Source organism: Actinoallomurus rhizosphaericola (assembly GCF_024055675.1).
In the GTDB taxonomy this organism is placed as follows: Bacteria; Actinomycetota; Actinomycetes; order Streptosporangiales; family Streptosporangiaceae; genus Actinoallomurus; species Actinoallomurus soli.
Map to the genome: position 1 here is coordinate 98240 of NZ_JAMXMW010000021.1, position 14725 is coordinate 112964.

12 protein-coding genes are annotated in these 14725 nt (G+C 71.4%); 10 read left to right on the forward strand and 2 right to left on the reverse strand.

Going from position 1 to position 14725, the window contains the following annotated elements:
* The first annotated feature begins 43 nt into the window (after positions 1-43).
* The 7 genes from mtnA (at position 44) to NE234_RS35790 (ending at position 8143) form a co-directional block, all read left to right on the forward strand.
* Positions 44-1054, forward strand: coding sequence for an S-methyl-5-thioribose-1-phosphate isomerase (mtnA, locus tag NE234_RS35760; RefSeq protein WP_252785370.1), 1011 nt, complete (start codon positions 44-46; stop codon positions 1052-1054).
* 6 nt (positions 1055-1060) lie between these two features.
* The gene (gene mtrA / locus NE234_RS35765) at positions 1061-1738 is read left to right on the forward strand and encodes an MtrAB system response regulator MtrA (RefSeq protein ID WP_252785371.1); all 678 of its coding nucleotides are present in this window, start codon (positions 1061-1063) and stop codon (positions 1736-1738) included.
* 35 nt (positions 1739-1773) lie between these two features.
* Positions 1774-3423 (forward strand): MtrAB system histidine kinase MtrB, encoded by a 1650-nt coding sequence (mtrB, locus tag NE234_RS35770; RefSeq protein WP_252785372.1) that lies wholly within the window; start codon positions 1774-1776, stop codon positions 3421-3423.
* On the forward strand, positions 3420-5156 hold the full coding sequence (locus NE234_RS35775) for an LpqB family beta-propeller domain-containing protein (RefSeq protein WP_252785373.1): 1737 nt from the start codon (positions 3420-3422) through the stop codon (positions 5154-5156). The genes mtrB and NE234_RS35775 overlap by 4 nt, the downstream gene beginning before the upstream one ends.
* 134 nt (positions 5157-5290) lie before the next feature.
* A complete protein-coding gene (locus NE234_RS35780; protein ID WP_252785374.1) occupies positions 5291-5992 on the forward strand; it encodes a ComF family protein in 702 nt (233 codons plus the stop codon).
* 618 nt (positions 5993-6610) lie between these two features.
* The gene (gene hpf, locus NE234_RS35785) at positions 6611-7297 is read left to right on the forward strand and encodes a ribosome hibernation-promoting factor, HPF/YfiA family (RefSeq protein WP_252785375.1); all 687 of its coding nucleotides are present in this window, start codon (positions 6611-6613) and stop codon (positions 7295-7297) included.
* Positions 7298-7444: 147 nt separating this feature from the next.
* The gene (locus tag NE234_RS35790) at positions 7445-8143 is read left to right on the forward strand and encodes a response regulator (RefSeq protein WP_252785376.1); all 699 of its coding nucleotides are present in this window, start codon (positions 7445-7447) and stop codon (positions 8141-8143) included.
* Here NE234_RS35790 and NE234_RS35795 read toward each other — a convergent pair.
* Complete coding sequence (locus NE234_RS35795) at positions 8136-9383, reverse strand: winged helix-turn-helix domain-containing protein (protein WP_252785377.1); 1248 nt, start codon at positions 9381-9383, stop codon at positions 8136-8138. The two genes, NE234_RS35790 and NE234_RS35795, sit on opposite strands and share 8 nt — an antisense overlap.
* A 230-nt stretch (positions 9384-9613) precedes the next feature.
* Positions 9614-9922 (reverse strand): HGxxPAAW family protein, encoded by a 309-nt coding sequence (locus NE234_RS35800; protein ID WP_252785378.1) that lies wholly within the window; start codon positions 9920-9922, stop codon positions 9614-9616.
* A 245-nt stretch (positions 9923-10167) separates the two neighbouring features.
* On the opposite strand from NE234_RS35800, the gene secA reads away from it, so the two are divergent.
* From secA to NE234_RS35815, 3 genes are all read left to right on the forward strand, one after another.
* Complete coding sequence (secA, locus tag NE234_RS35805) at positions 10168-12972, forward strand: preprotein translocase subunit SecA (RefSeq protein ID WP_252785379.1); 2805 nt, start codon at positions 10168-10170, stop codon at positions 12970-12972.
* A gap of 141 nt (positions 12973-13113) precedes the next feature.
* Entirely contained in the window at positions 13114-13713 is a 600-nt protein-coding gene (locus NE234_RS35810; RefSeq protein WP_252785380.1) for an RNA polymerase sigma factor, read from the forward strand.
* Positions 13710-14681 carry a CU044_5270 family protein gene (locus tag NE234_RS35815; protein ID WP_252785381.1) on the forward strand — a complete coding sequence of 324 codons (972 nt, stop codon included), beginning with the start codon at positions 13710-13712 and terminating at the stop codon, positions 14679-14681. The genes NE234_RS35810 and NE234_RS35815 overlap by 4 nt, the downstream gene beginning before the upstream one ends.
* The last annotated feature ends 44 nt before the right edge of the window (positions 14682-14725 follow it).

The following is a 14725-nucleotide window of genomic DNA, read 5'->3' on the forward strand; positions in this document are numbered from 1 at the left end:
CGATCCGCTGACCGGCGGTACCCGATGAGGCAGACTGAGGACCGTGGACGTGTTGCGGTGGAGCGATCCGCCCGAGGGCCCGGCGCTCCTGTTGCTCGACCAGACCCGGCTGCCGCACGAGGAGGTCGTTCTCGTCTGCCGTGAGGTCCCCGACGTCGTCAGGGCCATCAAGGATCTCGCCGTCCGCGGGGCGCCGCTGCTCGGCATCGCCGCCGGGTACGGCGTCGCGCTGGCCGTCGCGCTCGGCGAGGACGTCGAGGCGGCGGCGCGCGACCTCGCCGGCGCCCGGCCCACCGCGGTCAACCTCGCCCGGGGCGCCGAGCGGGTCCTGCACGCCCACCAGGAGGGGCGTTCCGCCCTGTCCGAGGCGCACGCGATCGCGGACGAGGAGGCGGCGTACTCCGCGCGGATGGCCGAGCACGGCCTGGAGCTGGTGCCGGACGGCGGGCGGGTCCTCACGCACTGCAACACCGGGGCCCTCGCGGCGGGCGGCGACGGTACGGCGCTGGGCGTCGTGATCGCCGCGCACCGCGCCGGGCGGCTCGCGAGGCTGTGGGTGGACGAGACCCGGCCGCTGCTGCAGGGCGCCCGGCTGACGGCGTACGAGGCGGCGCGTCACGGCCTGCCGTACACCCTGCTGCCGGACGGCGCGGCGGCCTCGCTGTTCGCGGCCGGGGAGGTCGACCTGGTCGTGCTGGGCGCCGACCGCATCGCCCGGGACGGCAGCGTGGCCAACAAGGTCGGGACGTACTCCCTCGCGGTGCTCGCCCGCCATCACGGCGTTCCGTTCGTAGTGGTCGCTCCGACGAGTACCGTCGATCTGACCGCGCGGACGGGTGACGACATTCCGATCGAGCTACGTGATCCGGGAGAAGTCGCCGCGTTCGCCGGACAACCGACGGCACCGCTCGGGAGTCCTGTCTACAATCCGGCCTTCGACGTGACCCCGGGAGACCTGGTGACGGCCATCGTCACCGAGCGTGGGGTCATCTCGCCGGTGAACGAGGGTACCCTGGCTGCCCTGGGCGACCCGCCTCCGATAACGCGACGATGAGGGCTCATGAAGGGACGCGTGCTGGTCGTCGATGACGACCTGGCTCTGGCCGAGATGCTCGGCATCGTGCTCCGCGGCGAAGGCTTCGAGCCGTCGTTCGTGCACGACGGTGACAAGGCGCTCGAGGCCTTCCGGGAGACCCGGCCCGACCTCGTGCTGCTTGACCTGATGCTCCCCGGCATCGACGGGATCGACGTCTGCCGTCAGATCCGCGCCGAGTCCGGCGTGCCGATCGTGATGCTGACCGCCAAGAGCGACACGGTCGACGTCGTCCTCGGCCTCGAATCCGGCGCCGACGACTACATCGTCAAGCCGTTCAAGCCGAAGGAGCTGGTGGCGCGGGTCCGCGCCCGGCTCCGCCGTACCGACGACCCGACGCCGGAGCTGCTGCAGATCGGCGATATCTCGATCGACGTGGCGGGCCACTCGGTGAAACGGGCGGACCGGCACATTCCGCTCACGCCGCTGGAGTTCGACCTGCTCGTCGCGCTGGCCCGCAAGCCGCGCCAGGTCTTCACCCGCGAGGTGCTGCTCGAGCAGGTGTGGGGCTACCGCCACGCCGCCGACACGCGGCTGGTGAACGTCCACGTCCAGCGGCTGCGCGCCAAGATCGAGAAGGACCCCGAGCACCCGGAGATCGTCGTCACCGTGCGCGGTGTCGGTTACAAGGCGGGGCCGGCGTAACGGCCCTTTCGACTCCCCCTCCCCCCGAGCAGTCCATGAACAGATGGCCGACGTTGCCGTCGACGGCCCGCCGCGGCCTGCGGCTGATCCGCCGTTACGCCCGCGCCGCGGTGCGCAGGGCCTACGTGAGCTGGCGGCGGTCGCTGCAGGCCCGCGTCGTGACGACGACCCTCCTGGTGTCGGGTCTCGTCGTCGCGGTGCTGGGCGTCTTCCTGATGCAGCAGATCACGACCGCGCTGCTGGAGGCCAAGGAGCGGGCGGCGCTGCTGCAGCTCGACGAGGGCGTCGGCGTGGCCCAGGGGCGGCTGGCCGGCGCCGGTACGGACGACTCCGACAACACCAAGAGCACGCTCAACGGGATCGTCACCTCGCTCGCGCACCGGAGCGGTCCGTCGGGCCTGTACGAGGTCATCATCATCGACCGGGACGATCCGGGCAGCGTCGGGTTCAGCTCGAACTGGATCCGGCTGAAGAGCGTCCCGGCCGTGCTGATGCAGCAGGTCGAGGCATCGGACGCGAGCAAGCCGTACCGCACCTACGGCACGCTGACCTACGACGACGGCTCCTCGAAGCCGGGTCTGATCGTCGGCAAGAAGGTCAGCCGGTACCAGCTGTACTACCTGTTCCCGCTGACCCAGGAGCGGCAGAGCCTGGCGGTGGTCCAGCAGACCATCCTCGGCGTCGGCGCGGCGCTCGTCCTGCTCCTCGCCGCGATCGCGTCGATCGTCACGCGTCAGGTGGTCATCCCCGTGCGGATGGCGGCCCAGGCGGCCGAGCGCCTGGCGGCCGGCCGCCTGGAGGAGCGGATGCGGGTGCGCGGCGAGGACGACCTGGCCCGGCTCGCGACCTCCTTCAACGACATGGCCGCGAACCTCCAGGAGAAGATCGTCCAGTTGCAGGAGCTGTCGCAGGTGCAGCGGCAGTTCGTCTCCGACGTCTCGCACGAGCTGCGCACGCCCCTGACCACGGTCCGGATGGCCGCCGAGGTGCTGTACGAGTCGCGGGAGGACTTCGACCCGATGGCCGCTCGCTCGGCCGAGCTGCTGCAGAGCCAGCTGGAGCGCTTCGACGGGCTGCTGGCCGACCTGCTGGAGATCAGCCGGTACGACGCCGGCGCCGCGACCCTCGACATCGAGCCGATGGACGTCCGCGACCTCGTGCTGCGGTCGGTCGGCTATGCCGAGGACCTGGCCGAGCGCAAGGGCAGCAAGATCATCCAGCAGCTGCCCGGCGAGGCGACCATGGCCGAGGTCGACCGCCGCCGGGTCGAGCGCATCCTGCGCAACCTCCTGGTCAACGCGGTCGAGCACGGCGAGGGCAAGGACATCGTCGTCAGTGTCGCCGCCGACCGGGACGCCGTCGCCATCGCTGTCCGCGATCACGGCTGCGGCCTGCGGCCCGGCGAGGCGAACATGGTGTTCGACCGGTTCTGGCGCGCCGACCCGGCCCGGGCCCGTACGACGGGCGGCACCGGCCTGGGCCTGTCGATCTCGATGGAGGACGCTCAGCTGCACGGCGGCTGGCTGCAGGCGTGGGGCGAGCCCGGCCAGGGATCGCAGTTCCGGCTGTCGCTGCCCCGGGTGGCGGGGGCGGAGCTGCGCGGGTCGCCGCTGCCGCTGGTGCCGCCGGAGATCGAGCTGCAGCGGGCGCCGTACGCCGAGCTGGAACTGGAGGCGGACGCATGAGGTTCCGGCTCTTGGCCGTCGCCCTCCTGACCCTCCTGGCGGGCGGCTGCGTCGGCGTGCCGCAGGGCGGCCGGGTGCTGAGCGGGAACGCCGGCGGGACCGAGCAGCCGGTCGACGACCCGTTCGTCGGCATCATCCCGGTCGGCCCCGCGCGCGACTGGTCGCCCATCGCGATCGTCGAAGGGTTCCGTACGGCCTCCTCCAGCTTCGACGGGCCGAACGGCGACCACCAGGTCGCCCGCTCCTACCTCGCCTGCGTGTCCTGCTGGCGGCCGGGCGTCGCCTCGATCGTCTACAGCAAGCTGGACCCCCCGTCGTACGAGCAGGACGGCCCCAACCGGGCGACGGTCACCCTCCAGGGCACCCAGCTGGGCCAGATCGGCGCCGACGGGCAGTACATCGCGGACGCCCGCGATTTCAAGCAGGTCTTCCACCTGCGCCAGGACGCCCAGCGGCAGTGGCGCATCACCGACCTGCCGTCGGAGCTGCTGCTCAGCCGGGACGACGTCACCCGCGCCTTCCGCACCCTCGACCTGTACTTCTTCGCGCCCGACTCCCAGATGCTCGTGCCGAACCCGGTGTTCATCCCGCTCGTGAGCCGATCCTGGCTGCCGACGCAGCTCGTGAAGCAGCTGATCGGCGGCCCCACGACCTGGCTCAAGAGCGCCCTCGTGCGCTCGGCGTTCCCGGTCGGCACCCGTCTGCGCGGCCTGCGGATCGACGGGGGCGTCGCGACGGTCGACCTGACCCGGCAGGCGCGCGCCGGCGACCTGAACAACATGTCGATCCAGTTGATGTGGACGCTCCGGCAGCTGCGCGAGGTCCAGCGGATGGAGCTGCGGATCGACGGCAAGCCGGTCGACGTCCCCGGCGTGAGCGGGGCCCTGCAGTCGACCCGCGACTGGGCGGCCTACAACCCCAACGGCGGCGGCGAACCGCAACCGGCCTACGTCCGGCTCGCCGACGGGCGCCTCGGCCGGCTGGACGCCGCCCGCGCGTCGGCCGTGCCGACCAAGGTGCAGGCCGGCCACCCCGCGATCTCCTACGACGACCGGCAGGTCGCCTCCCTGAACGACGCGGCCGACACGGTCACCGTCACGGACCTGATCGGCGGCGCCGTCCGCACGACGCTGCGGGCCACCGCGAAGGGCGGCCGGTTCACCCCGCCCTCCTGGGACTCGCGGGGGAACGTCTGGGTGGTCGAGTCGACCAAGACGGGCTCCCAGCTCTGGGTCATCGAGGGCGGCACCCGGTCCGTCGCGGTCGACGGCTGGGCGCTGGCCCAGTACCCCGTGAAGACGCTGCGGATCGCCCGGGACGGCACGCGTGCCGCGGTCATCGTCAAGGTGGACGGCCGCTGGCAGGTCCAGCTCGGCCGGGTCGACCGCGCCCCGTCCGGCGGGCTGCAGGCGGAGGGCTTCATCTCGATCAGCTCGGAGCTGCAGAGCGCCATCGACCTGACGTGGAGCACCACCGACCATCTCGCCGTCGTCGGCATGACGCAGGGGAACCCGTCGCCGTCGCTGTTCGACGTGCCGGTGAGCGGGGCTCCGATCTCGCCGATGATCGGTCCGGGCGGGGAGATCACCACGATCACCGCCTCGCCCGGCTCGCCGCTGCTGGTCACCCAGCGCATCTCGGGGGACAAGACCCTGAACGTCTGCCGGCTCAGCGTCCAGTACGACGAGTGGAAGTGCTTCAACGGCACCTCCAACCCCGCCTACCCCGGCTGACCGCGCGGGCCTTTCCCGGGCCCAGCCGACGGTGCGGAGGTGTCCGGCCCCGGCCGGCCGACGGCGCGGCGCTCGTCCACAGGGCGCGGTACGGGACTGGCGGGCCGGGGACGCGGGCGGGCAGGCTTCGAGCCGTGGGACTCCTCGGCGCCGCCCTCGACCTGGTGCTGCCCCAGCGGTGCGCCGGCTGCGGCCGTCCGGGCGGTCTCCTGTGCCCCGCCTGCGCCGCCCTGCTCGGCGGCCCGGCGCGGGTCCGCCCGCCCCGGCCCACGCCGCCCGGCCTCCCGCGGCCCTGGGCGGTCGCCGCCTACACCGGCGCGGTCCGGGAGGTGATCCTGGCGCACAAGGAGCACGGCCGCACGGGCCTGGCCCGGCCCCTCGGCTCCTGTCTCGCCACGGCCGTGCTGGCGGCCGCCGGGGACGCGGCATGCCCCGTCCTGCTGGTCCCGGTGCCGTCCTCACGGGCGTCGGTCCGCCGCCGGGGCCACGATCCGACGCTGCGGATCGCGCTGGCCGCCGCCCGCGAGGTCGCCCGTTCGGGCGCGGCCGTGTCGGTCGCGCGGGTGCTCGCGCACCGGCGGAGGGTCGCGGACCAGGCCGGGCTGTCGGCGGCGGACCGGTCCGCCAACCTCGCGGGCGCGCTGGAGGTCCGTGGTGACGTGCGGGGAGCGCTCGTGGTCGTGGTCGACGACGTGATCACCACCGGGGCGACGCTCGCCGAGGCCGCCCGCGCCCTGCGATCGGGTGGGGCGCGGGTCCGGGGGGCCGCGGTGGTCGCGGCGACACGCCGGTACGGCGACGGTCCGGAGGCCGCCGGGTTCGGTAACTTTGCGTAGCCGATTATCGGCCGCCCCTCCAGGCCGCGCGGCCGGGCCCAAAGGGTCACCGTCGGCGTCCCGCCGTGTCCGGAGGGCGATTCTCCGGGCGTACGGGCGTCGGCGAGGCCCGTACGGCGGCGCGTTTCGCCCGGTCGGCGGCGGGTGGCCGGGCGGCTCGGCAGGCCGAACCGGAGGGCCGAAACGGCCTTCGTTCATGACTATCCGTGGTTTTCTCCGTCACACCCCCCTGACATTCGCCCGAAGAGGGGTTAGCGTTCCAACATGACACCCGCCCGGGTCCGTGGTTGCGCCGAGCCCCTACCGGCCCGGCAAGCCGATGCCAGCCGCAGGCGAAACGGCCCACGTAAGGCGACTTTTCGTCGACCGATCACGGTGCGGCTTAGAGGTAAGTCCTGCCTCGCCGGGAGATCAGATGTCTCCCGGACCGGGAGAAGGGGAGTAGTGGCGAGAGCGCCGCGAGACCCTCAGCAGGCGGATGTGGGGACGAAGACCAGGTCGGCCGGGCGGGTGTTGTCCCCTAGGGGTCCGGCGACGAACGGCCGGATCCGAACAACCTACCGAGCCCGGCGTTCCCGTCGCTGACAGGTCAGCGGCGGGGGAGGAGGGGGGTCCCCCGTGGAAATCATCGTCAAGGGTCGCCACACGGATGTGAGCGACCGATTCCGCCGTCACGTGGACAGCAAGATCGCGAAGGTCGAGAAGCTGGACCCGAAGGTCATGCGGATCGACGTCGAGGTCTCCGAGGAGCACAATCCCCGCCAGTCGGCCCAGCGAGAGCGCGTTGAGCTCACCATCCACTCGCGCGGCCCGGTGATCCGGGCCGAGGCCGCCGCCGACGACCGGGTCGCGGCGCTCGACATGGCCATCGGCAAGCTCGAGGCGCGGCTCCGCCGCGTGAGCGACCGCCGTAAGCCGCGTGGAGGTCACGGAGGCCATGGCGGCCACGGGCGCGCCCGCCTCGCGGAGGCCCTGGCTCCGGAGCCCGTGGAGACCCTCGGTGGCGCCGTTCCCCTGACGGAGCCGGCCGTGGAGGAGCTCCGGGACACCTGGCGCGACGAGGGCCGCGACCGGCGGGAGACCGAAGAGGGCATCGTCCCCATCCCGATGGAGGGCGAGGGGCCGCTCGTGGTGCGCGAGAAGTCGCACAAGGCACAGCCCATGACGATCGACCAGGCCCTCTTCGAGATGGAGCTGGTCGGTCACGACTTCTTCCTCTTCCGCGACAAGGACTCCGGCGACGCCAGCGTGGTCTACCGGCGGCGCGGATGGGACTACGGCGTCATTCGTCTCGTCGAAGAGTGACCCTCCGCTTGCGCCGCGCCACGGCCTCGACCACTCTGGACTCGGAAGCGTTCCGCGGTGGGACGCCCAGGACTCCCCGAGCTTGCTCTCAGCCCTGCGACACGCCCAGGATTTGATCATGGGCAGGCGCACCGTTTGGAGGATGAGTTGAGCGAGACCCCCGAGACTCGCGGCGCGGCCGGAGATCCCATCCGCGTGCTGATCGTCGACGACCACGCGCTGTTCCGCCGTGGCCTGGAGATGGTGCTCGAGGATGAGGACGGCGTCGAGGTCGTCGGGCAGTGCGGCGACGGTCAGGAGGCCGTCGAGCAGGTGGGCGACCTGCTGCCGGACGTCGTGCTCATGGACATCCGGATGCCGCGGCGCGGCGGCATCGAGGCGTGTACCGCCATCAAGGACCAGGTGCCGAGCGCCAAGATCGTGATGCTGACCATCAGCGACGAGGAGGAGGACCTCTTCGAGGCGATCAAGGCGGGCGCCACGGGCTACCTGTTGAAGGACGTCTCGATCGACGAGGTCGCCGACGTCGTCCGTGCCGTCCACGACGGCCAGTCCTTCATCAGCCCGTCGATGGCGTCGAAGCTGATCACCGAGTTCGCCGCGCTGGCCAAGCGCGGCGAGGAGCGGCAGCAGCAGGTCCCGGCGCCCAAGCTCACCGAGCGGGAGATGGAGGTCCTCCGTCTCGTCGCACGCGGCCTGGGCAACCGGGAGATCGCCAAGGAGCTGTTCATCTCCGAGAACACCGTGAAGAACCACATCCGCAACATCCTCGAGAAGCTCCAGCTGCACTCGCGGATGGAGGCGGTGGTCTACGCGGTGCGGGAGAAGCTGCTCGAGATCAGCTGACCGGCCCCGCCTCTTTCAGGGCGGTGCCGAGCAGCGAGGCGAGCTCGGGCGGATCGAGCCGCTCCACGCGGACGGCGTCGCACCCGACCCAGGCCGCGGCCTCCGTGAGGGCGTCGGCCAGCCGTGTCACCGCGGTCTCCGCGCGGGCCGGGGTGCTCACGGCCGCGGGCTCCAGCGATGCCTTGTGGACCACGAGCGTGCTCCCCTCACGGGCCGGGTCGGCGCGGCCGATGAGCCGCCCGCCCGCGAGGAGCGGCATCGTGAAGTAGCCGTGCACGCGCTTGTCGCGGGGGACGTACGCCTCCAGCCGGTGGTCGAAGCCGAACACCCGCTGGGTGCGCTTGCGGTCCCAGACGAGCGAGTCGAACGGCGACAGCAGGGTCGTACGGTGCCGGCCCCGCGGCGGCGCGGCCAGCGCGTCCGGATGCGCCCAGGCGGCGCTGCGGCCCGTGCCGTTGCCGTTGGCCCAGCCCGCCACCGTGACCGGGACGAGGCCGGCCGCCTCGACCACCGCGTCCACGTCCTCACCGCGGACGCGGACGTAGTCGGCGAGGTCGGCCCTGGTCGCGACGCCCAGCGCCCGCGCGGCGCGCCGTACGAGCGTCGTGAAGCACTCGGCGTCGTCGAGGTCCCGGGCACGCAGCTCGGCCGGGACGGCCCGCTCCGGCAGGTCGTACACGCGCCGCCAGCCGACCCGCCGGGTGCAGACGACGTCGCCGGTGGCGAGCAGGAACTCGGCGGCGATCTTCTCGTCGGTGCGGTCGAACCACTCGCCGCCCTTCTTGGCGCCGCCGAGGCCCGTGACGGTGAGCGGGCCCTCGGCGCGCAGCCGGGCCAGGACGTCCTCGCAGACGTTCTCCGGCGTGCGGTGCCAGTGCCGGCCCCGCCGCCGGTAGGCGCGGCGGCGGAAGGCGTACAGCGGCCAGTCCTCGATGGGCAGGACGCACGCGGCGTGCGACCAGTACTCGAATGCGGCGGTCCCGCCCCAGTAGGCCCGCTCGACGCTCGTCCGCCCGACCGTGCCGAGCCGGGCGTACGCGACCAGCTCGTGGGAGCGGGCGAGCACGGAGATCGTGTCCAGCTGGACCGCGCCGAGGTGGCGGAGCGCGCCGAGCGCCCGGCGCGCGTCCGGGTCGCCGCGCAGCCCGGACACCGGGGCGGGCGGGACCCGTCCGATGAGACCCTGGGCGTGCAGCTGGATCCGGCGCGCCTCGTCGGCGGTCAGCTCGTCGGTCGGCATGGGCAGATCGTAGGCGGCGACACCGACGAAACGGTTATGGGGGTTGAGCGGCCGGGGCGGTACGGACGATCAGGGGAACGCGAAGGGCCCGCTCGGCCGGTGGTCGGCTCGGGCGGGCCCTGATACGGCGTGAAACGAATCGTGAAAGCGACAGCGGTGCGACGGTGCGCCCGTGCCGGAGTCCGGTGGACGGCCGCGCGATGTCCGCTCGGCCGTCCGGTGGTGTTCGCTCAGCCGTGGGGGTGCGTCGTCTGCGGGTCGGTGGCGATGGCGGGACCCTCGCCGGAGGTCGCCCGCGCGTGCAGCACGGCCGGGTGGGCCTCCTCCGGGATCACGCGCGGCGCGTCGATGATGACGTCGTCGAAGATGCGGACGATCAGCGCGATGATCCCGCCGACCGCGACGATGCCGACCCCGGTCCAGAAGAGCCACCAGGACGGTCCGCTGACCATCGCGACGCCCCCGACGATGAAGCCGATCCACATCACGACGACCGCGACCCACGAACTGAGGCGGCCTGCGTGAGAACTGCCGGCCATGTGTTTTCCTCCCAGGGGCATCTGCGTTCGTCCCCGAACGCCGTCCTACGTTGTGCTTTGTGGTGCGGTTCCTCGCAGGGTCAACGATAAACCCGGGGTTCGCCGTCCCTGCGGCCGAGTCCCGTGATATCGAGGTGGTCCCGCTGTACGGTTGGACTCGCCTACGATGACACCGTACGGGTCGTGTATGCACCGTCGGACATGACCCCCGGCGATTCCAGCAATGGTTCGAGGAGCTTCCGAGAGTGCCAGTAGTCATCGACAAGATCCTTCGCGCTGGCGAGGGCAAAGTTCTGCGCAAGCTCAAGCGGATCGCCGACCAGGTCAACTCCATCGAGGAAGACTTCGTCGACATGAGTGACGCCGAGCTGCGCGCGCTCACCGAGACGTACAAGGAGCGCCTCGCCGACGGCGAGACGCTCGACGATCTGCTTCCCGAGGCGTTCGCGACCGCCCGCGAGGCGGCCAAGCGCACGCTGGGCCAGCGCCACTTCGACGTGCAGATCATGGGCGGCGCCGCCCTCCACATGGGCAACATCGCCGAGATGCGCACCGGTGAGGGCAAGACGCTGACCTGTGTGCTGCCCGCCTACCTCAACGCGCTGTCCGGCAAGGGCGTCCACGTCGTCACCGTCAACGACTACCTCGCCAAGCGCGACGCGGAGTGGATGGGTCGCGTACACCAGTTCCTCGGCCTCGAGGTGGGCGTGATCCTGGCCGACATGACGCCCGAGGAGCGCCGCAAGGCGTACGCCGCCGACATCACGTACGGCACGAACAACGAGTTCGGCTTCGACTACCTGCGCGACAACATGGCCTGGAGCCTCGACGAGTGCGTCCAGCGCGAGCACAACTTCGCGATCGTGGACGAGGTCGACTCGATCCTCATCGACGAGGCGCGGACGCCGCTGATCATCTCCGGCCCGGCCGAGCAGAACTCCAAGTGGTACGTCGAGTTCGCCAAGATCGTGCCGCGGCTGAAGCGCGCCACCGACGGTCCCGAGGGCGAGGACGGCGACTACCAGGTCGACGAGAAGAAGCGCACGGTCGGCATCCTGGAGTCCGGCGTCGAGAAGGTCGAGGACTGGCTCGGCATCGACAACCTGTACGACTCGGTCAACACGCCGCTGGTCAGCTTCCTGAACAACGCGCTGAAGGCCAAGGAGCTGTACAAGAAGGACAAGGACTACATCGTCAACAACGGCGAGGTCCTGATCGTCGATGAGTTCACCGGCCGCATCCTGCACGGCCGGCGGTACAACGAGGGCATGCACCAGGCCATCGAGGCCAAGGAGGGCGTGCCGATCAAGGACGAGAACCAGACGCTCGCCACGATCACCCTGCAGAACTTCTTCCGGCTGTACGACAAGCTCGGCGGCATGACGGGTACCGCCCAGACCGAGGCGGCCGAGTTCAATAAGATCTACAAGCTCGGCGTCATCCCGATCCCGACGAACAAGCCGATGATCCGCAAGGACGTCTCCGACGTGGTGTACAAGACCGAGCAGGCCAAGTTCGAGGCCGTGGTCGAGGACATCAAGGAGCGGCACGAGAAGGGCCAGCCGGTCCTGGTCGGCACCACCTCGGTGGACAAGTCCGAGAAGCTGTCGCGGATGCTCAAGCGGCGCGGCATCCCGCACGAGGTGCTGAACGCCAAGTACCACGAGAAGGAGGCGATGATCGTCGCCGAGGCGGGCCGTAAGGGCGCCGTCACGGTCGCGACGAACATGGCCGGCCGTGGTACGGACATCATGCTCGGCGGCAGCCCGGACCACATCGCCGACAAGGAGCTGCACGCCCGCGGCCTGTCCCCGCTCGAGACTCCGGAGGAGTACGAGAAGGCCTGGCCGGAGGCGATCGAGAAGGCCAAGAAGGCGGTCAAGGAGGAGCACGACGAGGTCAGGGAGCTCGGCGGCCTCTACGTCCTCGCGACCGAGCGGCACGAGTCGCGGCGCATCGACAACCAGCTGCGCGGCCGGTCCGGCCGTCAGGGCGACCCGGGCGAGTCCCGCTTCTACCTCTCGCTCGAGGACGACCTGATGCGGCTGTTCAACTCCGCCCGGGTCGAGGCGATCATGACCCGGCTGAACATCCCGGACGACGTGCCGATCGAGTCGAAGATCGTGTCGAACGCCATCCGGTCCGCCCAGCACCAGGTCGAGCAGCAGAACTTCGAGATCCGCAAGAACGTCCTGAAGTACGACGAGGTCCTGAACCGCCAGCGCAAGGTGATCTACGCCGAGCGCCGCCGGGTCCTCGAGGGCGCCGACCTGCACGACCAGATCGTGCGCATGATCGACGAGGTCGTGGCCGGGTACGTCACCGCGGCGACCGCCGAGGGCTTCCCCGAGGAGTGGGACCTCGACAAGCTGTGGAAGGCGTTCAAGCAGCTCTACCCGATCTCGATCAGCTCCGAGGACCTCGTCGAGGAGGTGGGCGGCCAGGCCGGCCTGACCGCCGAGATCCTCACCGAGAAGATCGGCGAGGACGCCCAGGCCGCGTACGAACGGCGTGAGGAGGAGCTGGGCGGGGAGGTGCTCCGCGAGCTGGAGCGCCGCGTCGTCCTGTCCGTCCTCGACCGCAAGTGGCGCGAGCACCTCTACGAGATGGACTACCTCCAGGAGGGCATCGGCCTGCGGGCCATGGCGCAGCGCGACCCGCTGGTGGAGTACCAGCGCGAGGGCTACGACATGTTCACCGCGATGCTCGAGGGCATCAAGGAGGAGTCGGTCGGCTACCTGTTCAACCTCGAGGTCGAGGTGGCCGAGGAGGACCAGGCCCCGGCGGTGGCCGGTGTCGGCGAGGCCCCGGTCGAGCTGTCCGCGACCTCCGACGAGGCGCCCGAGATCGTCGCCAAGGGCCTGGAGGAGGCCTCCCGGCCGCAGACGCTCAGCTACACCGCGCCGACCGTCGACGGCGAGGGCGGGGTGGAGACCCACACCGAAGAGACCGACGACGCCTTCGCGAACGTCTCGCGCAACGACCCGTGCCCCTGCGGTTCGGGCAAGAAGTACAAGCGCTGCCACGGCGACCCCAAGCACGTCGGCTGACGGACACCGACCGAACGGCCCCGGGCGATCTTCGCCCGGGGCCGTTCGGCGTTTCACGGCGCGAAAAAAGGCGGGAACAACGCGGCGCCGCTGCACCAAGTACCGGATGACCGATGCGCACCGCATCGAAAGGAGACTTCGGTGGAGAACACGCCGCACCCGGGCACGAGGGAGGTGACCGACGGCGAGGCGATCGCGGAGTCCATCACCGATCCGGAGAGGTTCTCTCAGGTCTTCGATCGGCACTGGGACGCGATCCACCGGTACGTGGGCCGCAGGCTCGGCCCCGAGGTCGCCGAGGACGTCAGCGCGGAGACCTTCATCGTCGCCTTCCGCGCCCGCGGCCGGTACGACCTGACGCGGCCCGACGCCCGGCCGTGGCTGTTCGGCATCGCGACGAACCTGATCGGTGAGCATCGCCGGGCGGAGCGCCGCAGGCAACGCGCCCTGGCACAGGCGAATGCCGAGTGGACGGCCGTGCCGTTCGACGAGGGCAGCGACGCGCGGGTGACGGCGCAGCGGCTCGGCCCGCGGATCGCCGCCGCGCTCACCCGCCTGTCGGCGGCGGAGCGCGACCTGCTGCTGCTCATCGCCTGGGCCGACCTGACGTACGAGGAGGCGGCGCAGGCGCTGGACCTGCCGCTCGGCACGGTCAGGTCCCGGCTCCACCGGGTCCGCGGGAAGCTCCGCCGGGCGTTCGGCGGAACCGACCCCTCTCGTCTTCAGGAGGAGTTCGCGTGATCGACAACGAGATCGACCTGGTCGGCCGGGTCCGGCCGGTGGATCCGCCGCAGGACACGGGGGCCAGGGCACGCGCCTGGACGCGTCTGCACGCCGAGATCACCGAGGCTCCGCGGACCCGGCGCCGGGTGGCGCGCCGCCGGGCGGCCCGGTGGCTCCTGCCCGTCGGCGTGGCGGCGGCGGCCTGCACCGCGGCCGGGATCGTGGCCGTGCTCCCGGGCGGGCATTCGTCGTCCTCTCCGGAGGCGCTGACGACGCGGACGCTGGAGCTGGCGGCGGCGGCCGTCGAGACCCAGATGCCCGTCGGCCGGCCCCGGCCGGGACAGTGGGTCTACACGCTGCGGATGGACAAGTACGCCCTCCAGGACGGTGACGTCGTCGGGCCGGAGGCGATGCTGCACGGCAAGGTGAAGGAGGAGGAGTGGTGGCGTTTCGACGGCAGGCGCCTGGCACGGTCGCTCCAGGGCGGCAGGCTCTACGTCAAGGGCGTCCTGCCGGGGATGGGGGATCGGCCGCCGCGTCGCCCTGATCCCGCCGTCAACGCGGGGTGGATCGGGGGTCCCGGCATCTGGAACTCCGCGCCGAAGGTGGTGTACGACTACGTCGCCGGCCTGCCGACCGATCCGGTCGCCCTGCTCGCGCGGATCCGGAAGGACGGCCACTACCGCCAGGGCGACTACGGACGAATGTTCGGCAGGATCTCCGGGATTCTGCGGGATGACAGGCTCATGCCGCCGAAGACGACCGCGGCGTTCTACCGGGCTCTCGCGCTGATGCCCGGGGTGAGCGTCGCCAAGGACGGCACCGACTACGCCGGGCGCCACGGCATCGCGGTCCTCTGGGGAAAGCCGGGTACGAGGGACGGCATGGAGATCATCCTTGATGCACGGTCCTACCGCTACATGGGCGACTCGACCCAGGCGGTCCTCGGCTCCGCAGTGGTCGACCACGCCGGGCAGCGCGGCTGACGACCGAGGCCACCTGAGGGCCCGGCCGGCCGTGACATGCGAGC